Source organism: Arthrobacter sp. Hb9-2, from assembly GCF_059091165.1.
Window position 1 is genome coordinate 20982 of the sequence record NZ_JBNHGJ010000035.1, and the last position, 17413, is coordinate 38394.

The 17413-nt window shown below is 65.4% G+C and carries 19 protein-coding genes and 1 pseudogene; 5 read left to right on the plus strand and 15 right to left on the minus strand.

Annotated features, from left to right (window positions below; translation table 11 throughout):
* The first annotated feature begins 19 nt into the window (after positions 1-19).
* Both AC5RV1_RS17310 and AC5RV1_RS17315 read left to right on the plus strand, forming a co-directional pair.
* Positions 20-301 (plus strand): hypothetical protein, encoded by a 282-nt coding sequence (locus AC5RV1_RS17310; protein ID WP_493995407.1) that lies wholly within the window; start codon positions 20-22, stop codon positions 299-301.
* A gap of 81 nt (positions 302-382) precedes the next feature.
* A pseudogene (locus AC5RV1_RS17315) lies at positions 383-1104 on the plus strand (ABC transporter permease).
* A gap of 15 nt (positions 1105-1119) precedes the next feature.
* Here AC5RV1_RS17315 and AC5RV1_RS17320 read toward each other — a convergent pair.
* The 5 genes from AC5RV1_RS17320 to AC5RV1_RS17340 all read right to left on the minus strand — a co-directional run bounded on the left by AC5RV1_RS17320 (position 1120) and on the right by AC5RV1_RS17340 (position 5310).
* Positions 1120-2133: an alpha/beta fold hydrolase gene (locus AC5RV1_RS17320; protein WP_493995408.1), complete on the minus strand. Its 1014-nt coding sequence runs from the start codon at positions 2131-2133 to the stop codon at positions 1120-1122.
* 12 nt (positions 2134-2145) lie between these two features.
* Complete coding sequence (locus tag AC5RV1_RS17325; protein ID WP_256248020.1) at positions 2146-2520, minus strand: cupin domain-containing protein; 375 nt, start codon at positions 2518-2520, stop codon at positions 2146-2148.
* A gap of 169 nt (positions 2521-2689) precedes the next feature.
* The gene (locus tag AC5RV1_RS17330) at positions 2690-3916 is read right to left on the minus strand and encodes a CBM96 family carbohydrate-binding protein (RefSeq protein WP_493995409.1); all 1227 of its coding nucleotides are present in this window, start codon (positions 3914-3916) and stop codon (positions 2690-2692) included.
* A gap of 253 nt (positions 3917-4169) precedes the next feature.
* Positions 4170-4592, minus strand: coding sequence for an arsenate reductase ArsC (locus AC5RV1_RS17335; RefSeq protein ID WP_493947031.1), 423 nt, complete (start codon positions 4590-4592; stop codon positions 4170-4172).
* Between the two features lie 46 nt (positions 4593-4638).
* Positions 4639-5310 carry an arsenate reductase/protein-tyrosine-phosphatase family protein gene (locus AC5RV1_RS17340; RefSeq protein ID WP_493995410.1) on the minus strand — a complete coding sequence of 224 codons (672 nt, stop codon included), beginning with the start codon at positions 5308-5310 and terminating at the stop codon, positions 4639-4641.
* A 46-nt stretch (positions 5311-5356) separates the two neighbouring features.
* Between AC5RV1_RS17340 and AC5RV1_RS17345 the strand changes: the two genes are divergently transcribed.
* The gene (locus AC5RV1_RS17345) at positions 5357-6097 is read left to right on the plus strand and encodes an aquaporin (RefSeq protein ID WP_493995411.1); all 741 of its coding nucleotides are present in this window, start codon (positions 5357-5359) and stop codon (positions 6095-6097) included.
* A gap of 16 nt (positions 6098-6113) precedes the next feature.
* Here AC5RV1_RS17345 and AC5RV1_RS17350 read toward each other — a convergent pair whose 3' ends face one another.
* The 10 genes from AC5RV1_RS17350 to AC5RV1_RS17395 all read right to left on the minus strand — a co-directional run bounded on the left by AC5RV1_RS17350 (position 6114) and on the right by AC5RV1_RS17395 (position 16492).
* Positions 6114-7280, minus strand: a complete 1167-nt coding sequence (locus AC5RV1_RS17350) for a carboxylate-amine ligase (RefSeq protein WP_493995412.1) — start codon at positions 7278-7280, stop codon at positions 6114-6116.
* Positions 7281-7295: 15 nt separating this feature from the next.
* Positions 7296-8885 (minus strand): M20/M25/M40 family metallo-hydrolase, encoded by a 1590-nt coding sequence (locus tag AC5RV1_RS17355; RefSeq protein WP_493995413.1) that lies wholly within the window; start codon positions 8883-8885, stop codon positions 7296-7298.
* 3 nt (positions 8886-8888) lie between these two features.
* Entirely contained in the window at positions 8889-9227 is a 339-nt protein-coding gene (locus tag AC5RV1_RS17360; protein WP_493995414.1) for a DUF8129 domain-containing protein, read from the minus strand.
* Entirely contained in the window at positions 9224-9649 is a 426-nt protein-coding gene (locus AC5RV1_RS17365; protein WP_493995415.1) for a four-helix bundle copper-binding protein, read from the minus strand. The genes AC5RV1_RS17360 and AC5RV1_RS17365 overlap by 4 nt, the downstream gene beginning before the upstream one ends.
* Before the next feature lie 91 nt (positions 9650-9740).
* Complete coding sequence (locus AC5RV1_RS17370) at positions 9741-10874, minus strand: glycosyltransferase (protein WP_493995416.1); 1134 nt, start codon at positions 10872-10874, stop codon at positions 9741-9743.
* Positions 10864-12195, minus strand: coding sequence for a family 1 glycosylhydrolase (locus AC5RV1_RS17375; protein ID WP_493995417.1), 1332 nt, complete (start codon positions 12193-12195; stop codon positions 10864-10866). The genes AC5RV1_RS17370 and AC5RV1_RS17375 overlap by 11 nt, the downstream gene beginning before the upstream one ends.
* A complete protein-coding gene (locus AC5RV1_RS17380; RefSeq protein ID WP_493995418.1) occupies positions 12192-12461 on the minus strand; it encodes a DUF6752 domain-containing protein in 270 nt (89 codons plus the stop codon). Before AC5RV1_RS17380 ends, AC5RV1_RS17375 begins: the two co-directional genes overlap by 4 nt.
* Positions 12458-14065, minus strand: a complete 1608-nt coding sequence (locus tag AC5RV1_RS17385; RefSeq protein ID WP_493995419.1) for a class I SAM-dependent methyltransferase — start codon at positions 14063-14065, stop codon at positions 12458-12460. Before AC5RV1_RS17385 ends, AC5RV1_RS17380 begins: the two co-directional genes overlap by 4 nt.
* Positions 14062-15546, minus strand: a complete 1485-nt coding sequence (locus AC5RV1_RS17390; protein ID WP_493947045.1) for an SDR family NAD(P)-dependent oxidoreductase — start codon at positions 15544-15546, stop codon at positions 14062-14064. The genes AC5RV1_RS17385 and AC5RV1_RS17390 overlap by 4 nt, the downstream gene beginning before the upstream one ends.
* Before the next feature lie 28 nt (positions 15547-15574).
* A complete protein-coding gene (locus tag AC5RV1_RS17395) occupies positions 15575-16492 on the minus strand; it encodes a metallophosphoesterase (protein ID WP_493995420.1) in 918 nt (305 codons plus the stop codon).
* Positions 16493-16825: 333 nt separating this feature from the next.
* On the opposite strand from AC5RV1_RS17395, the gene AC5RV1_RS17400 reads away from it, so the two are divergent.
* Together AC5RV1_RS17400 and AC5RV1_RS17405 are read left to right on the plus strand one after the other, a co-directional pair.
* Positions 16826-17083 carry a hypothetical protein gene (locus tag AC5RV1_RS17400; protein ID WP_163167417.1) on the plus strand — a complete coding sequence of 86 codons (258 nt, stop codon included), beginning with the start codon at positions 16826-16828 and terminating at the stop codon, positions 17081-17083.
* A 45-nt stretch (positions 17084-17128) separates the two neighbouring features.
* Complete coding sequence (locus AC5RV1_RS17405; protein ID WP_493947048.1) at positions 17129-17353, plus strand: hypothetical protein; 225 nt, start codon at positions 17129-17131, stop codon at positions 17351-17353.
* Positions 17354-17413 lie beyond the last annotated feature (60 nt).

Below are 17413 nucleotides of genomic sequence, written 5' to 3' on the forward strand. Positions count from 1 at the left end.
CGACCCGAAGGAGCCACTTATGAGTGTTCCGAACTACGCCCGCTTCCTCTCGGATTGCTTCCTTCAAGACCGCGAGAGGCAACCGTCTCTTCGCGAAGACGACATCTACGGGGTGTACGTCAGTTGGTGCTTGCTCAATGGCCAGCAGCCCGGCTCCGCATCGTCCTTGTGGGCAGCCATGGATCAACGGGGATACATAAAGCAACACCGCGATACCGGCAAGCATGAATGGCCGGGATTGTCCTTGAAAGGCCCGGCAGCGGTGGATTACATCCTCTCGAGCCAGCCCAGCCTGCTCTGATTTCGTTACCAGGACCAGGCCCTAACCCAATCGCTGTGTCACGACGCTAAGTGCGGGTCAGGCCGGCGCTAGGCTGAGCTGATGGCCTTCCTCGATGCCTTGGCACCCACCTTCGCGGCCGTGGCCATCCTGATGCTGCTGACCGTCGCGGTGCTCCGGGGTTCGCAAACGCCGTCGTACCTTGCACCGGCTCTGGCTATCCTCCGCGGCGCATCCCAGCTGGCGCTCATTAGCCTGGTTCTCGGCGGCATCATCGCAGATGCGCTGTGGGTGGCGGTGGCGCTGCTGGTGATGTTCACCGTGGCGGCGGTGACGGCAACGCGCCGGCTCACGTGGTCCTGGCTGCGCTTCGCAACGGTGTCAGCGACCATGGGCCTTGGCATCGTGGTGACCCTCGCCGTCGTCTTCGGCACGGGAGCTGTGGCACTCGAGCCCCGCTACGTCCTGGCAGTGGGCGGGATAGTGATCGGCAACTGCATGACCATCGCGGTGCTTGCCGGGCGCCGGTTCCATGAGGCCGTCCGTGAGCAGTGGGACCAGGTGGAAGGCTGGCTGGCCCTGGGCGCCACGGCCCCGCAGGCCACCCTCACCCAGGCCCGCTACTCGGTGCACGCAGCCCTGATCCCCTCCACGGACCAGACCAAAACCACCGGCCTGGTCACCCTGCCGGGCGCCTTCGTGGGCGCAATCTTCGGCGGCGCCTCCCCCTTGGAAGCACGGCGGTGATGGCGGCGGGCGCCATCACCGCCGTCGCGCTTCTGCGTTCACTGGCGGCGGTGCGCGTGCGGCCCGAACCGCTCTAGGCTTCCGCAGCCGGGCTATCCCGGGCCGGCGAGGAAGGTTTGGATTTCCTCTGCCATCCGCTTGGACTGGGTCCAGTGCAAGTAATGGTTGCCTTCCAGCGTGACCACCTCATGCCGCCGGACGTTCTTCAGCAGGTTCTGCACAGCGGATGTTTTGGCGGCTGTCGAATCGGAATCCTCGCCGGCAATGAAGGCCAGCACGGGCAAATCGTTGGGGTAGGTCACTCCCCTTAGGGCTGCTGCATTGTTCGCTATCCGGGCGGTTTCATCGGCTACTGCCGGATTGCCGTAGTTCCAGCTGGTCATGAGGCGCATCCGGTGCAGCTCGTCATCCGTGTACGCGTCGCTTGCCGGGTCCACGAAACCCGGTGCGACGGCGGCGACTGCGCGCACTAATCCGGTGACGGCCAGGGCCCGTTCCCAGTTGATGCCCGGCTCCGGGTCTGGAACCGCCTGATCCCCCGGTTTCGGTATGGTCGCATCGATTCCGACGACGGCGGCCACTTCCGTTGGGTACCGGTTCGCGTAGTCGAGCATGTAGAAACCGGCGATGGAGTGCCCTGCCAGAACGTAGGGTTGTTTGACCTGCAGTTTGGCCAGGACCTCGTGAAGTTCGGTACTGATGTTCTCGTTGGTCCGCGGCGGGGCTTCCATGTCGCTGTAACCGTACCCAAACCCCTCAACGGCGATGACGTCGAAGCCGCTGAGTTCCCGGGCCAGAGGAGCGAAGTCGAGGCCGGGCGCCGGGGTTCCCAGGCCGTTGAGCAGGACAATCGGCTGGCCCTCTTCCTGCCCGTTCCGGTACACGTTCAGAGAACCGCTGCCTACGGCGATACGTTCACCGTAAGCAGCCATGCCCGATTTCTCCCTCGACTCCAGGACCAGGTTGACCACCGTGGAGACGAGGATCAGCCCCAGGATGATCAGCGAGGCGATCCCGGCGCGGCGCCAACCGCGCCGGGATCGCCTCCGGGCACCGGAATCCGGAGCTTCGGATGACCCGGAAGCCGTCCGAGGAGATGGACGCATCACCCGCCCGATTCAGGCAGGCTTGGCAAAGGTGGCCGCGCTCATGATTTCGTAGCCCACGAATGTCTCGTCGCCTTCGACCCAGGCATCGTGGCCGGCGGGAATGGTGTAAGCGTTGCCGGGGCTGATTGTGGTCCGGGTGCCGTCCACCATCTCCACCGTCAGCGTCCCCGCGGCGCAGATCCCCACGTGATTCACCTGGCAGCTATCGGTGTGGACCACGGTCTTGACCGTCTCGGACCACTTCCAGCCCGGCTCGAAAGTGAACCTGCCCAGGGTGGTGTCTCCGATGTTGACAACATCCACCTGGGTTTTCGGCGGGCGGCGTTTTTCATCCGGTTCGTCGAACGACTTCGCTTCAAGGGCTCTGACTGAATTGCCAGCCATATTGTTCTCCTGACAGGGAGCGGGTGGAACTGTTTCATCCGGAGCGCCCAGACAACTCCGGGAGAGTTGGCCGGCCAGCTTGCGAAGCTGCAGAATGCCGGCCAACACGGGCAACTAGCGCTATCAGGGTGCGCTCAGGTGTGGACCGTGTCAATATGGTGCGCCCTGACTAGGGCGTTCCGGCCGCCGCATACACACGGACCCAATCCACCCGCATCTCGCCGGCGCCGTTGGCAGTGTTGTCCGGGAACCAGTCCAGTTGCAGCGTCTGGTGCATCGGACCGGGAGGCTGGTGCGCGGGGTTGGTGGTCTCAAACCACTTCACACCGTCCACGTAACCAATGATGCCGCCGGAGTGCCAGTCAACCGCGTAGTTGTGGAACTGGGATACGTCCAATACCTTTTCCGCGGACACCTGGCGGTTCTCACAGGAGTAGTGATGGAAGAACTTGATGACGTTCCAGTCACCAGTCGTCTCTGCGTAGTCAACTTCACCATCACACGGCCAGTTCTCGCTGTCCGGCCACAGGATGGACACCAGGTGGTATTCATTGTCACCGGATCCGGCCGCACGGACTTCCCACCGCCCATACTTCTGGTTCGCAAACTTAGCGCTAATGCCCGCGGTGGTGCCCTCCGGAGTTCCAGTCATAACCATTTTGGAACCGTCCACGGTAACCTGTTGGGGACTCCGGATACCGTTGCCCGCATGCCCGGGGCTGTTGTAGACAGTCCACTTCGTGGCGTCCGGCGCACCCGTGTAATTGAACTCATCGCCAGTAACAGGCGTGCCCCAACCACGAACCACCGCAGCCTCGGTTGAGGTTGCTGTGTCAGGCGCTGTGGTCACTACCAGCCGTGGGCGCAGGGCGGAATTGGAAGATTCCTTCGACTTAAAACCGATCCACTTCTGGGCGTTGCTTTCCAGCTTGAAGTTCTGCTCGCCGCCTTTTGCGCCCACGCCCTTCGTAACATCCCATTCAACCCAAGAGCCGGCAGCAAATCCGCCGGTCTTCCCCAGCCACGTTACCCGTGCTGGTGCGTTATTCCAGGTAACTCCACCCTCGGTCCAGCCGCCGGATGTAGTAAAAACATCCACAAATTCAGTGGAGTTTGTGGATGTCTCCGAATGAACCCGCAGTTTAGCCGACACAATATGCTCGCCGGCGGGAACCTGAACATTGAACCGCAGGAGCGAGTTCCGCCAGATTTTCGCACGGCCCTCTGTAGAAATACGGACGCTGGCGCCAAAGTTGGTAGTCGGCTTGTCCGCCTGGACGTAGGTGTCCATGGTGGGCAGGATCGTCGATACGGCGGCGTTTGCCGTTGTGGGAGTAATGATTGCGAACCCGAGCAGAAGGGATGATGCAATCGCTGCACACTTACGCCAGAACATCAGCCGGCCTCGCTATTTCTACTGGGGATTTAAATTATCCGGCTGGGTAAAGCAAGCGTTGACCCAGAAACAACGACGGCTATATGCCAGCTATGCCAAAGCGTAAACCAGAAGCGAAAGAACAAGCAATCGATCCCCTATACCCCATTTTCAAGGAATGTGCGGATTTCCTATACCTAACTGGTGAACTGAACATTAACCCCTATGTACCTAACTGCCCTGCGCCTTTGATGCCGCGTTCAAGGGGCTGGCGTTACGTGGCAGCCGGAATGAGGGACTCGATCAGGCCCTCGATGCGGGTCTTGATCTGGTCGCGGATGGGACGGACGGATTCGACGCCCTTGCCGGCCGGGTCTTCCAGGACCCAGTCCTCGTAACGCTTGCCGGGGAAGTAGGGGCATTCGTCGCCGCAGCCCATGGTGATGACGACGTCGGATTCCTTCACGGCCTCGGTGGTGAGGACCTTCGGAACTTCGGCGGACATGTCGATGCCCAGCTCTGCCATGGCCTCCACCGCGGCGGGGTTGATCTTGTCGGCAGGCTGGGACCCGGCGGAACGGACCTCGATCTCGCCCTTGCCGAGCGTGGTGAGGAAGGCGGCGGCCATCTGGGAACGGCCGGCGTTGTGGACGCAGACGAACAGGACGGAAGGCTTCTTGGCGGTTTCGGGACTCATTGTTTTTCTCCTGAAAGTTGGATGAATGGTCTGGTTGAGGTTCGAGCTAGGCGGCGTGCATCCGGGGCGCGAGATCGTTGACCCGGTTGGAGATGTCAGTGAAGGCGATTTCGAAGGCTTCCTCGGTGTTGATCCGGAGGGGATCGGGCACGGACCAGTGGATGCCCCCGAGGCTGGTGACCTCCTCGTGGGCGTTGTCGCAGACGGTGACCACGAAGTCGCCGCTGGCCACCCTGCCAAGCTTCCGGGGCGGAACCTCCGGAAGGTCCACGCCATGGCGGCGGGCCACCTCAATGGCTCCCTGCGCGATGCGGTCACCGGGATGTGTTCCTGCCGAGGTTGAGGGGATTTCACTGGCCCCGCGCCAGAGGGCGGCAGCCAGCTGGGACCGGGCGCTGTTCCGCGTGCAGACAAACACAACGCGGCTGGCTGCATGTTCCACCCCGGGTGCAAGTCCTTCCAACGCCCCGGCAGCCAGCCTGATGTAGCTTCGGCGCTTGTCGGCCTCCGAGCGGTGGCGGGTTGCCAGCCCGGCTCCTTCCAAGGCACGCAGGTGGTGGGACAGTAGGTTCGACGGCATGTTCAGTTCAGCTTGAAGCTCCGTGGGTGAGAAGTCCCCGAGGGTCAGCAGGTCCACGATGCGCAGGCGTGCAGGATCTGCAAGGGCCGCGTGTTTTGCGAGCCGCGCTTGGAACCCATCTTCTGGCTCAGTTTTCATTGACTCAATTTTGACTGAGTCACTTTCCTGCGTCAAGCTTGGTGCCATGACTACGAACCAGCCACCGCTGTGGCGCCGTGCCGTCGCAGAGCTTCTTGGCACCAGCCTCCTCGTGATGATCGTGGTGGGCTCGGGCATCGCGGCGCAGCAGCTCTCCCCCAACGACATCGGGCTCCAGCTGCTTCAGAACAGCACCGCCACAGTGCTGGGGTTGACCGTCCTCATCCTCGTGTTCGGGCCTGTCAGCGGCGCGCACCTCAACCCTGTGGTCTCGCTTGTGGACTGGATCCTCGGTCGGCGCAGCGGTACCGGACTGACCCTGCCCGAGCTCGGCACCTACGTCGTCGTACAGACGCTGGGCGCCATCAGCGGAAGCGTGGTGGCGAACGCGATGTACGACGTCGGCACCTCCATCTCCGGCAAGGACCGGGCAACCGGTGGGCACCTGCTCGGTGAAGTCATTGCCACCGCCGGGCTGATCCTGCTGATCTTTGCGCTCGCCGCCACCAAACGGGGCGTGCTTGCCGCGCCGGCGGTGGGCGCCTACATCGGCGCAGCGTACTGGTTCACATCCTCCACCTCGTTCGCGAATCCCGCAGTGACGGTCGGGCGGATCTTCAGCGACACGTTCGCCGGCATCGCACCGGGCTCCGTGCCGCCGTTCGTCATCGCGCAGTTCATCGGCGCGGCAGCGGGCCTGGGCCTCTTGCTCCTCCTGTTCCCCTCCGCGGCCCGCGCCGCCGACGACGTCGTACTCCCGCACCAGACGGACAAAGCCAACTCCTAGGCAGCGCCGACTGTTCCTAGTCCGCCTCCACCCACACCGTGCAGTTGGCGGCATCGGCCACCACGTCCTCCAAATCCCCGGTGCGGTGGATCACCTCCAACTGGCGGACGGCGCCCGTGCCGGCGTAGAGCAGATCGTCCATCAATTCCTCCACCCGGTCCAGGTCCCCGATGTCCTCCAGCGCCTCCCGGATATGGTTCAGCAGGGCATTGACGACGGCGAGCGCCGGCCCCGGGCGGCTGGTCACCGGGTCCAGCAGTTCCCCGCGCAGTCCCCACCGGCTGGCCTTCCACCCTGCCAGCCGAAGGAGCGACGCCGGCACGCCGACCGGGTCGATGCCCTTCCGCCACTCCCGGGCAGCGGTCTCTACTAATCCGCGGGCGATGCCGGCCAGCAGCACCGTGTTCTGCGGCCGCAGGCACACATCCGCGATCCGGATCTCCACCGTGGGATAGTGGCGGGAAAGCCGGGCATCGAAGTAGATCATCCCCTCGTCCAGTGCCACACCGGTGCTCACCATGTCGTACACCAGTTGATGGTAGGCATCCGGTGAACCCAGGATTTCCAGCGGCCCGGCCGTTGGCCACCGGCTCCACACTTGGGAGCGGTAGCTGGCGTAGCCGGTATCCTGCCCGTGCCAAAACGGGGAGTTGGCGCTCAGGGCGATGAGTACCGGCAGCCAGATCCGCATCCGGTCCAGCACTGCCACGCCTTCCTCGTCCGACTCCACGAAGACGTGAATATGGCAGCCACAGGTGAGCTGCTCCCTGGCCGTTAACCCATATTCCTCTGTCATGGCCACGAAACGGCGGAGCTGCACCGGATGGGGATCGGAGGGCAGCGGGGATGTTCCCAGGGCTGCAACCCGGACTCCCACGTCCCTCGCCGCCCTCTCAGCAATGGCCCGCCCCCGAATGATGTCCGCCTCCAGTGCAGCCATAGTGGAATGCGGGGGCGTGACAACCTCGATCATCTCCTGTTGGAACTCGGCGGTCAGGACGGGACCGGAAGCGGAGTCCATCGGACGAACGTACAGGTCCCAGAGTGCGCCGGCCATCGGCACGGCCTCCCCGGTACCCGGATCCACGAGGAGCAACTCCTCCTCGATACCGAAAGTCCGGACAGCTGGACTGCCGTTTGTGTCCCGTCCGGTGCCGCTGCCGTTATCGCCTGAGCCGTCCATCGTCGTCGTCCTTTGTCATTCCATCCGGGCCAGTTCGTCCCAGAAGCATGCAATCGTGACGGCGCCGTTGACAAGGACTTCGAGGTTGGCGCTTTCGTCACTGTCGTGCCAGTGGTCCTCCACCAGGCCCGTCCCGAAGAACAGGACCGGCGCGTCCAGCGACCGGCTGAGCAGCTCGGCAGGCCCTCCGCCGGCGTTGCCCATCCTGCCCACAGCGGCTGAGCGGAAGCCCTTGGCCATGGCCCGTTCCAGGGCGGAAACAGCAGGGTGGTCCGGGGTCCAGTACGGTTCCTGGGCCGTCTCGAGATCTACCCTGAGCGTGCGGCCGTAGTTCTCCCCCACCGTGTCCCGAACCCATTGCCGGAGCTGCCCGGCCACCTTTTCCACCCGCTGGCCGGCCACCGTCCGGAAGCTCAGGTCCACGGACGCCACCGACGGAACGGCGGCGCTGGAAAGCCCGGCAGGATCGCCGGCAACCAGCGCCGTGACCTCCACCGCCGGGCGGAGCCACAGCCGCTCCGGAACCGTGTACCCGGCTTCGCCCGTGATACTTCCCGACTCCGAGCGCGCCACCCAGTCCTCTTCGGTGAAGGGCAGGCGTGCGAGCGCTTCCCGAAAGTCCTCCGGCACCGCGGCTACGTCGTCGTAGAATCCGGGGATGGCGATCCGGCCATCCCCGTCATGGAGACCGGCGAGCAACCTGCTCAGTTCAAAGGCCGGATTGGGGGCGGCACCGGACACGGCGCCGCTGTGAACGTCTACATCCGGCCCGGTGAGCTCCAGGTGTGCGCTGAGCATCCCGCGCAGGCTCATGCACAGGGCCGGATGATCCTCGCGGAAGAGAAGGGTGTCCGAGAACAGCACCAGGTCCGCCTGCAGCCGGTCCGCCTGCTCCTCCAGCAGCTGGGCCAGATGCGGTGACCCGCCCTCCTCCTCCCCTTCGACGAGGTACTTCAGGTTGACCGCGGGTGCGGTGCGTGGGGGGCCCTGCGGTTCAGGGTGAGAGAGCGTTTGGGTTTTGGCGCCAAAAGGTGATGGAGCGTTGGGGTTTTGGGCCCCGGAAGTGAAAGAGCGTTTGGACTGTTGGGCGAGGTGTGCCCGGAGTGACCACAGGTGGGCCATCACCTGGCCCTTCGCATCCGAGCTGCCCCGCCCGAACAGCCGGCCGTCCCGCACCACCGGCTCGAAGGGCGCGGTCTGGTCCCACTGCCCGGGCTTGGCCACCCGTACATCGTGGTGGCTGTACACCAGGACGGTGGGGGCACCGGGCGCTTCGCACCATTCCGCGTACACGGCGTGCGACTCCCCGGTGGGCAGCACCTCCACCACCGGGAAGCCCACGTCCCTGAAGGCCGCCGCCAGCCAGTTCGCCGAGCGGAGCAGATCCTTGGTGTGCTCCGGCGCCCCCAATACACCGGGCACGCGCACCCACTCCGCCAGCTGACCCTCAAGCTCAGCCCGGCGGGACACGACGAAGGCGCGAAGGTCAGCGCCGTCGTCGTGGTCCCTGCCGGCGTCTATCACGCCCTGGTTCTCCGCGGCGTGCAGGCCAGGGCCCTCGTGACCCGGGCCGTCATGGCCCTCGAACCCGTGATACTGCTCCACGGCTCACCGGGGCTGGGCAGGGTTGGTGGGATCGCCCTGCGACGGCGGGTTAATGGGCGGACCCGGCACGTTCGCGGTCTGCGGGGTGTCCGGCTGGCCGGTGTTCACTTCCGGCGTGCTGGGCGCCTGCCGGCCGCGGGGAACGGTCCCGCCCTGCAGGTCATGCAGCCTCTTTTCGAGGATCTGCATGATGGGCAGGCGGTTCCCGTGGGCCTCCTCGTACGTGATCAACTGCACCACTTGCGCCTCGTCCAGGCCTGAGATGCGTGACGGGAGGGTTCCCGCCGGCAGGTGGTCGTAGTCAGGCAGCGGCAGTTCCTTGTGCAGGGGTACTTCGTTCATTGTTGTTCGGCTCCTTCGTCCAGTGAGGTCAGGAGGTCGGCGCATGCCTGTTCGCAGCGCCGGCACGCCTCCGCGCAGACCTGGCAGTGGTCGTGCATGTCGGCGTGCTTATCGCACTCCTCCGCGCAGGCCCGGCAGGCAGCGCGGCAGGCTTCCAGCAGCGCCCGGGTGACGTTGCCGTTGTAAGCGGCGTGGCGGGACAGCACATTTCCCGTTGTTGTGCAGATGTCGGCGCAGTCCAGGTCCGTCCCGATGCAGGCGACCAGTTCCGCCACCATGTCCTCGCTGAGGCAGGCGTCGGCGCAGGCAGTGCAGGTCTGGGCGCATTCGAAGCAGGCACCGATGCATTCAGCCAGTTTGGCTTTGTTGAATTCATCCAGCCCTTTGGGGTGGGCGTCAATCATGGCCCGTATGTGCGTCATTCCACTTTCCTTCCGTAACTGGCAGATTTTTTGTCCAGATGTGCAGGGTTCCAGGGTTCGGAAGTCTGCGTATCTGGACAAAAACTCTGCGCTAGGCAGTGGCCTCGGCGTCGGACGGTTCCGGCACCTGCAGGCCCGAAGCGAAGACGGACTCGGCCATCCGGGCTGCGATCGCATCCCAGTGGTACTTCTTCAGCAGCTCCCGGGTCTTCGGCTTGGGGGCGCGCGAAGGATCGCGCTGGCCGAGGTTCCGGCAGAGCGAAGCAAAGCCCGCGCCGTCGTCGCGCAGGTGCACCACGCCCGGGAAGTCAGCCACCACGTCCGGCACCCGGGTGGACACCACGGGAAGGCCGGCGGCGAGGTATTCGAGCGTTTTGGTGGGGCTGATGGAACGGGTTGCCTCGTTCAGGGCGAACGGCATCAGGGCAACATCCAGGCCCTCCATCGCTGCCGGAAGGTCCGCGTAGCAGGTATACCCCTCGTAGCTGATGTTCGGCGCCTGGGGCAGGCTGGCCGGATCGATCTTGGCCACCGGCCCGTACATCCTGATGTCCCACTCCGGCAACGCGCTGGCGAGGTCGGCGATAAGGCCCAGGTCCAACCGTTCGTCCAGCACTCCCACGTATCCGGCCACGGGACGCTGCCCCGGAACCCGGGGCTCCGCCGTCGGGGTCCGGTAGTGCTCCGGCTCCACGCCGCTGGGGAAGAGCAGGGTGTCAGCGCGGCCCTGCCGCACCATGGACCGGTGCAGGGAGCGGCCACCGGCAAAGACGACGTCGGCCCGGCGGAGTGCCTGCCGCTGCCTCACCACCAGCTCGGGCGGGGCGTCCTTGAAGGCGGCGAGATCGTCCATCACGTCATACACCAGCGTGGTGGGCTGCAGGGCGAGGGCAAGTTCCAGGGCCAGCGGGGTGTACAGCCACACCACCCGCTCCCCCGTGGGCGGACCCACCAGTTCGGGCAGCTGCTTGATGTAGTCCGGGAGGACGTCGTCGAAAAATCCCACGTGGTGGCCCTGCTCCGGGATCTCCAGCCAGGCCCGGTTCAGCCCGTCCACCTGCGTGTGGTTCAGCCGGTTCGGCCCGGTGAATCCGGGCGACGGCGTGAGCGGTTCCTCCACGTACCAGGTGGAACAGCGGGAGCCCAGTCGGGAAACGAGGTGCTGGGGGCGCTGCCATACCCAGTCCCAGCGGAGATGCGACAAAACGATCAGTTCACTCTGCATTGACTATCCTCAATTCCATCCGGGCCTGTGTGTTGGGCAGGTTGTTTCCCTGATCCGCGTCAGGGGCTTCACTCCAATTCCAGTGGGACATTTGCGATTCGTATCCGCGCAGCCAGGTGGCCACGGGTTCGCCAAGCGTGAAGGCCGGCAACTCTTTGGACGGCGTGCCGGCTGCGGCTTTCGCATAGGACTCGGACATAACTGACGGCTGCCGCGCCAGCTCGTCGTCCAGCCAGTACACCCCCACGGGGTCGATGTGCCCGTCGTTGCGGAACAGAAGCGAAGCCCAGTCCGTGGAGTCAATCACCGGAAACCAGCACAGGCCGTCCAACGGAACCCCCATGTGCCGGGCACGTTCGCACTGCTCCAAAACGTACTTGAACCAGGTGGCCCGGTCAGATGTGAAACCGCGGATGTTGGTTTCGGTGAGCAGGCAAGGGAACCGGTAGCGGTCCCAGTACAGGTAGATCTGCTGCGCCAGGGGCAGGGGATGCGGGGTGTGGGTGGACCCGCCCTTGTCATCGAAGTGCCACTGGCAGTGGGCGTAATAGTCCAGGCCCAGCACGTCGATCCGTCCCGGCTCCAGTTCCTGCAGCTTCTCTCCCCCGGCGCCGCGAAGCAGTTCCGCCATGGGGCCGTTCGGGTCGTAGCCCTTGCCGTCGTACTTGCCGAGGAAGCTGTCCAGCACCAGGAACCGGCGCTCGTTGGCCATGGTGGCGTAAGCGCTGCCGGCGGCCCCTTCCCCGGTGTGGTGCTCACAGGTGTCCACCCATACGTGCTTGGCACCGGGCAGCAGGTCTGCGTAGGCACGGCTCGCCTCCGCCACTGCCGGCAGCACGTTGAGGATCTGGCGTACGAAGTTGTCCAGGCCCTCGTGGTAGGGCGGCCAAATGGCCTCGTGTCCGGTGAGGAACAGGGTGGAGAAAGGCTCGTTGAAGAGCGTGTACTCCTGCACCCACGGGTACCGCCGGGCAAACTTCTCGGTGTACCGAAGGTAGGCGGTGCGGAAGCGGGGGTCCGCGAAGCCGCCCTCCATCCAGTGGGGATAGCTGGTGTGGTGCACCAGGTCCACGATGGGCCGGAAGCCGTTGTCCCGGAGGTAATGCAGCACCTTGTCCGTGTCCTGCCAGTTGAAGACCCCTTCCTCGGCTTCCACCCGGTGCCAGCGGACGGGGTACCGCAGCCGGCTCACCCCGCATTCGGTCAGCAGTTGCAGGTCCTGCTTCCACTGGACATCGTGGGCAGTGGATTCGAAGATGTCCCTGTCGTGCCGGGGAAGATACGTGCTCTCGAAGGCGCCGATAATTTCGATTCCGCTCATCTGCCCGCTCCCTCCCCCTGGAGGGCAGGGGCGTCCGCGGGCAGGCGGCCCGGGTTGCCGGCCAGGTGCTCGTAGACGAGGTCCAGCAGCTCGGCAGCCCTCCGGTTCAGCCGCCGGGACTCGTCCAGGTCCCGGTCCAGCCGGATAACCTCGGCGCGCAGTTCGGCGATATCCGTTGCGGCTTTGGCCAGCCGCCGGTTGACCTCTTCCAGCGGGTCGCTTAGGGGCTCGTGCTCGTGGATGGCGTCAATCAGTGGGTCATTCATGGCAGGGCCCTCACTTTCACTCGTTGCGTGCGTATTGCGCCGTCGTCCTGGCGCCCTGGTTGTGGTGGGACGTCTTCTGTTTCCAGCCCCAGCTCCGCGAGGCTGGCTTTCAGATCGGCAACATTCACGGGTGCATAGAAGCGGCACTCCGGGAAGGCCGGTCCGGACTCTCCCACCTGGACTTCCAGGAAGGCCGCGGCAGCCGGGCCCTGGTTCCGCAAAAGCTGCCGGACCAGCCCCAGCGTGTTCTCCCGGCCTTGCCAGTCGAGCGAATTGAGCAGCAGCCGCGCGTACACATGCAGGGGGCCTGGGCCCTCCTTCAGGAGCGTGGCCAGCGGGGCGGTCTCCCGGAGCGAGTTGAGGTTGACCCGGCGGAACTCCAGGGACCCGGGGCCAGCCTGTTGCCCGCGCAGGTACTCGATTGCCGGCCGGCTGTAGTCAACGGCCACCACATGGTGCCCCTGCTCCGAGAAGTGCCGAGCGTCGCCGCCGAGGCCGCAGCCCAGTTCCAGGATGCGTGAGGCCGGCGGCAGCCCGCGGGCCAGCTCCTCCGCCCAGGCCGACGGCGCCTGGCCGGCACCCTGCCCGCCCTCACCCCGCAGCACCGCCCGGTGGTGGTCCTCCCAGTTCTCGCGGTCCCAGTCCAGGCCGCCCAGCCACGTGTCATAACGGCGGCGGGCCGGCGGTGGCGTGATGAAACGGAACGCAGGATCAGGGGTGTGCCAGCCGGGCCCGTAAATCGCGGCGAGCATCTGCTCCGGCTCGGCCGGTGCGGGCAGCTCCCGTCCGTTGATGCTGAGGTTCCGCAGCGGAAAGATGGTCACGGCCTCCGTGCGTTCGCGGGCATGGAACGTACCGTGGAACCAGCCGCCCACATTGAAGTAGGTGAAGATGTCCAGGTAGAACCGGTCCGTGCCGTCCGCGCCGGGGAACAGCAGCTGCAGGTGCCCCGCTGAGTGCCTGACCGTTTCGTAGCCTTGCGCACGAAGGGCCCGTTCCAGCTCGAAGCCCTCCAGCGCGATGTCGGAGGGATTTTCGTGCCGGCTCAGGTAGGCAAGGTCAACATCGTCATCGCCGGGCATCATCCGGCCGTCGCGTACGGGCCCAAGGAGGGTGCCACCGGTGACGAACAGCTCCTGGCCGCGGCCCCGCATCCACTCCACCAGCCTGCAGGCCTCATCCAGCGCCTCGTCGATCAGGTAGGCGCGCCGGCCTTCGAAGTTCCGGGCGATCCGCCCCCACTTGTTGATGATCTGCGGCATCCCCGTGCCGGGCTCCTCGAGCGAGAACTGGTGGGGTGAATCATCAAAGGCGACTCTCGCCGTCGGGCATAACGGCGTTCCGTCCTGCAGCACGCTGAGCCGCGCCCACCCGGACAGCCGGCCGGCGAGGGCGGGCGGCCAGTCGATGATGCAGCTGCCGGGGACGCACCTGGCGCCCTCGCCGGAGGGGACGCTCCAGATGGGCCTGTCCCCCAGCAGGATGGACAAGGTGGCGCCGGCCGGAATGGGCGGGCCGGCGAGGGTCAGCGATACCCTGTCCGCACGAAGGGTGTGGCTGTAGCTATTGCTGGTAATGCTGCGTACCTCGACGTCCTGGCTCATGGCTGCGCCACCAGGTCGGAGTCCTTGGACTGGTCCAGGTAAGGGAGCCGGACGTCCACAACCTGCCCGGTCATGGCCGACGCCAGAACTTGGATGCTGGCCCCGGCCACAGCCGCCGCGGGCAGCAGGGACCCTTCCTCCTCCGCCCCGAACGCCCTGGACCGCATGGGGGTTGCGGTACGGCTGGGACTGATGCAGTTCACCCGGATGCCGTCCGAGCTCCACTCGTCCGCGAGCGCCTGGGTGAGGTTCACGATCGCAGCCTTCGTGGCTGAGTAGACCGTGTAGTTGGCCCGGCCGCGGGTGTAGGAACTGGAGGCGAAAAGCGTCAGCGATCCCTTGCTCTCGGCCAGGTACTTTTGCGACTCCTGGGCCACGATGAAGGCTGCCGTGAGGTTCACGTCCACGTCGTGGTGCAACTGCTCATCGGTGAGCTGGGCGAGCGGCCCCACACTGAGGACGCCCGCTGTAAGAATGACGTGGTCGAGGTGGCCGTGGGTGGCGGCGGCGGAGGCCAGCGCCTGGGCCACGCACCGGCGGTCCTCCACGTAGGTTCCGTTGCCGGTGCGGCTCTGCCCCACCACCAGGGCGCCTTCAGCCTCGAGCTGCTGAACAAGCTCCAGGCCGATCCCGGAACTTGCACCGAACACCAGCACGGTGGAGCCACGGAGCCCGTCCGTGTTCCCGCCGGGCAGCATGGTTTTGTGCTTGAGCTGGAAGAGTTTGTCCGCAAGGTGGATGTCGATGGGCTGGGTGATTTTGATGTTCGCCTCGTCCCCGTCCACCACGAAGATGGGGACGTCGGGGCAGTACTTGAGGACCACAGAGCAGTCGTCCGTGGCGGAGAAGCCGGGGTCCTGGCCGGCCCGTTCGTACGCCTCGGCTATCACGGGCATCCTGAACGCCTGGGGCGTCTGGCCCCTTCGCAGTTTGGCCCGCGGTGGCACTGCGCGGATGAAGTTCTCATCATCCACTTCGATGATGGTGTCCGCTGAGGGGATGGCGGTGTCGACGGCGGCGTAGACGTCGAGCGCGCGGATGCAGGCAATGATGATGTCGCCGTCGAGCAGCGGGCGGACGGCGTCGTGGAAGATGACATTGGCGTCCTTGTCCGCGATGGCCGCCAGCGCCAGGCGGGACGTTTCGCTCCGGTCCGCCCCGCCCGGAAGGATGCCGGCGAGTTTGCCGAACTTGCTGGCTGCCTTCGCGTCAGCTTTGGCGCCCGGTTTGCTGCCCTTGTTGCTGCCCAGGAGAAGTTCCTCGGCGCGGGGGATGTAACCCGGAGCCATCATGACGATCATCTCGTCCACCAGCCCGCAGTGCTGGAACAGCTCCACCGTGTGCTCGAGGCTGGTGCGGCCGGCGATCGGGACAAACTGTTTGGGGATGTCCAGGCCCATGCGGGCGCCGACTCCTCCGGCCAGGATGACCGCCACGTTGCGGCGGCGGGTGCCGGGTGGAGAGGGTGGTTTCTGGTCCATGGCTGGTCCTTTCATTCGAAGTCGCGGCCTAGTGACGGCCGCAGGGGGTGCCTCCCGCGTTTTCGGTGGCGGACGGGATGTTGATTTTGGCGGCCTGCAGCCGCTGCCGGGTTTCCTCGGCGGTGACGTAGGACTTCATCCGGGGGTACTCGCCCACGGGGACCACCGCCGAGACGAAGGTCCGGTTGTGGATGCGGACCAGGTTGAACGACCGGGCGCCGTTCATGCCCTGCATGGCGCCTGCGGGCAGTGCCAGGTCCTGGTTGTAGCTGGTGGACGAGGCCACCGATACCGGGATGCTGGCGAAGGTTGAAAAGACGCTGTGATGGGTGTGGCCGGAGAGGATTCCGATGACGTCGCTGCCTTCCAGCACCCGGGCCAGGCTCTCCTGGTTCCGCAGCTCCGAAAGCACCGCGAGTTCCTGGACCGGCGGCACAGGCGGGTGGTGGATCACCAGGAGGGTCCCGTCGTCGGCCCGCGTCTCCAGTTCCCCGGCCAGCCAGCGAAGCTGCTCCTCGCTGATCTCGCCGTGGTGGTAGCCAGGCGTGGAGGAGTCCAGGACCAGCACCCGGAGGTTGCCCAGGTAGTAGCTGCGGTCCACCGGCAGGGTCCGCGGCTCCTCGTCGAGAAGCATTTTTTGGAAGTTCATGCGTTCGTCGTGGTTGCCCATGGCCCAGATGAGTTGCGCGCCCAAGCGTTCGGCGTACGCCTGGCAGGTGGTCCGCAGCCGCCGGTAGGCTTCCAGGCTGCCCTTGTCCGCCAGGTCGCCGGAGAAGATGATGGCTTCCGGTTTGAGCCCGCTGGCTTCGATGGCATCAAGGACTTCCACCAGCCCCGTTTGCGGATCCAGCTCGCCGTACAGCAACCCCTCTTCCACATAGTGAGGGTCGCTCACGTGGACCAGCACATGGTTGGGGTTTGAGTACTCGGACCGGGTCAGGTGCATGGGAGCCTTTCAGCTGTCTCCCGCCGGCCGCAGCCCATTCGGGAAGGTTCGCTGACGGTCGCTGCATGCCGTCGAAAGAAGAACATAATAAGCACCCTTATGAATTGTTGGGAAGACTTGTCTTTTGTTACGGCGGCGTGCTGGCGCTTCCCCGAGCCTGCTGATTCGGCTCGAGATGGCGGCGGGCGGGCTATACTTCCCCTGCTGCCGCGGGTAGATTCTGAAGTATGACGGGCGTTACTCCCGTCCTTCCCGGTCCTTACTGCAGGGCCGCCGGAAGTCGCTGCTGGAGCCGCCCGGCGGCACAGGTTGCAGAACCGGATTGGGGCCACCATGCCGTCCTCACATTTTCAGCAGTTCCTTGATGAAGCCACCGTCACCGATCCTTCAGCCGAACACCCCTTGGGACCTGACTGCCTGTACGGCCTCTACGTCAGCTGGGCATCGCTGCACGGCTTCCGGGCCAAATCGGACCAGGCCTTCCGCGCCGGCATGCGGCGTTGCGGTGTTGACGTGAACGACTGCCGGTTGTACATGACCGGTCCCGCCGCCGCAGACTACATCCTCGCCAGCTACCCGGACGTCGCCTGACGCGCGGCCGGAAGCGCCGCCCCCAACGACGCCAAGGGGACAGTCATGGGATTCGAGCCGCACGAGCCGGAGGAACGCAGCCAGCTCAACCGCATGCTGAAGGACGCCGACATCACCGTTGCCGAGCTCTGGCTGCGGTACTTCGGCATGAGCGGCACTGCCGGCGAATACGAGGTCCAGGCCTACGTGGAGGGACTGATCTCGCTGCCCGCCCTCCAGCGTGACCTGCTGGCCATGGCGGCCAGGGAAATCATCAGCGACGCGGCCTGATGTGGCGCCCGACGGCGGTACTCCCCTGCCGCCGTCGGCCTCCTACGGCTTGCCCTGGTT

Bases quoted from the DNA above. Each gene is read 5' to 3' on its own strand.
- AC5RV1_RS17310 (WP_493995407.1), top strand. From the start codon at position 20: ATGAGTGTTCCGAACTACGCCCGCTTCCTCTCGGATTGCTTCCTTCAA.
- AC5RV1_RS17320 (WP_493995408.1), bottom strand. From the start codon at position 2,133: ATGCGTCCATCTCCTCGGACGGCTTCCGGGTCATCCGAAGCTCCGGAT.
- AC5RV1_RS17325 (WP_256248020.1), bottom strand. From the start codon at position 2,520: ATGGCTGGCAATTCAGTCAGAGCCCTTGAAGCGAAGTCGTTCGACGAA.
- AC5RV1_RS17330 (WP_493995409.1), bottom strand. From the start codon at position 3,916: ATGTTCTGGCGTAAGTGTGCAGCGATTGCATCATCCCTTCTGCTCGGG.
- AC5RV1_RS17335 (WP_493947031.1), bottom strand. From the start codon at position 4,592: ATGAGTCCCGAAACCGCCAAGAAGCCTTCCGTCCTGTTCGTCTGCGTC.
- AC5RV1_RS17340 (WP_493995410.1), bottom strand. From the start codon at position 5,310: ATGAAAACTGAGCCAGAAGATGGGTTCCAAGCGCGGCTCGCAAAACAC.
- AC5RV1_RS17345 (WP_493995411.1), top strand. From the start codon at position 5,357: ATGACTACGAACCAGCCACCGCTGTGGCGCCGTGCCGTCGCAGAGCTT.
- AC5RV1_RS17350 (WP_493995412.1), bottom strand. From the start codon at position 7,280: ATGGACGGCTCAGGCGATAACGGCAGCGGCACCGGACGGGACACAAAC.
- AC5RV1_RS17360 (WP_493995414.1), bottom strand. From the start codon at position 9,227: ATGAACGAAGTACCCCTGCACAAGGAACTGCCGCTGCCTGACTACGAC.
- AC5RV1_RS17365 (WP_493995415.1), bottom strand. From the start codon at position 9,649: ATGACGCACATACGGGCCATGATTGACGCCCACCCCAAAGGGCTGGAT.
- AC5RV1_RS17370 (WP_493995416.1), bottom strand. From the start codon at position 10,874: ATGCAGAGTGAACTGATCGTTTTGTCGCATCTCCGCTGGGACTGGGTA.
- AC5RV1_RS17375 (WP_493995417.1), bottom strand. From the start codon at position 12,195: ATGAGCGGAATCGAAATTATCGGCGCCTTCGAGAGCACGTATCTTCCC.
- AC5RV1_RS17380 (WP_493995418.1), bottom strand. From the start codon at position 12,461: ATGAATGACCCACTGATTGACGCCATCCACGAGCACGAGCCCCTAAGC.
- AC5RV1_RS17385 (WP_493995419.1), bottom strand. From the start codon at position 14,065: ATGAGCCAGGACGTCGAGGTACGCAGCATTACCAGCAATAGCTACAGC.
- AC5RV1_RS17390 (WP_493947045.1), bottom strand. From the start codon at position 15,546: ATGGACCAGAAACCACCCTCTCCACCCGGCACCCGCCGCCGCAACGTG.
- AC5RV1_RS17395 (WP_493995420.1), bottom strand. From the start codon at position 16,492: ATGCACCTGACCCGGTCCGAGTACTCAAACCCCAACCATGTGCTGGTC.
- AC5RV1_RS17400 (WP_163167417.1), top strand. From the start codon at position 16,826: ATGCCGTCCTCACATTTTCAGCAGTTCCTTGATGAAGCCACCGTCACC.
- AC5RV1_RS17405 (WP_493947048.1), top strand. From the start codon at position 17,129: ATGGGATTCGAGCCGCACGAGCCGGAGGAACGCAGCCAGCTCAACCGC.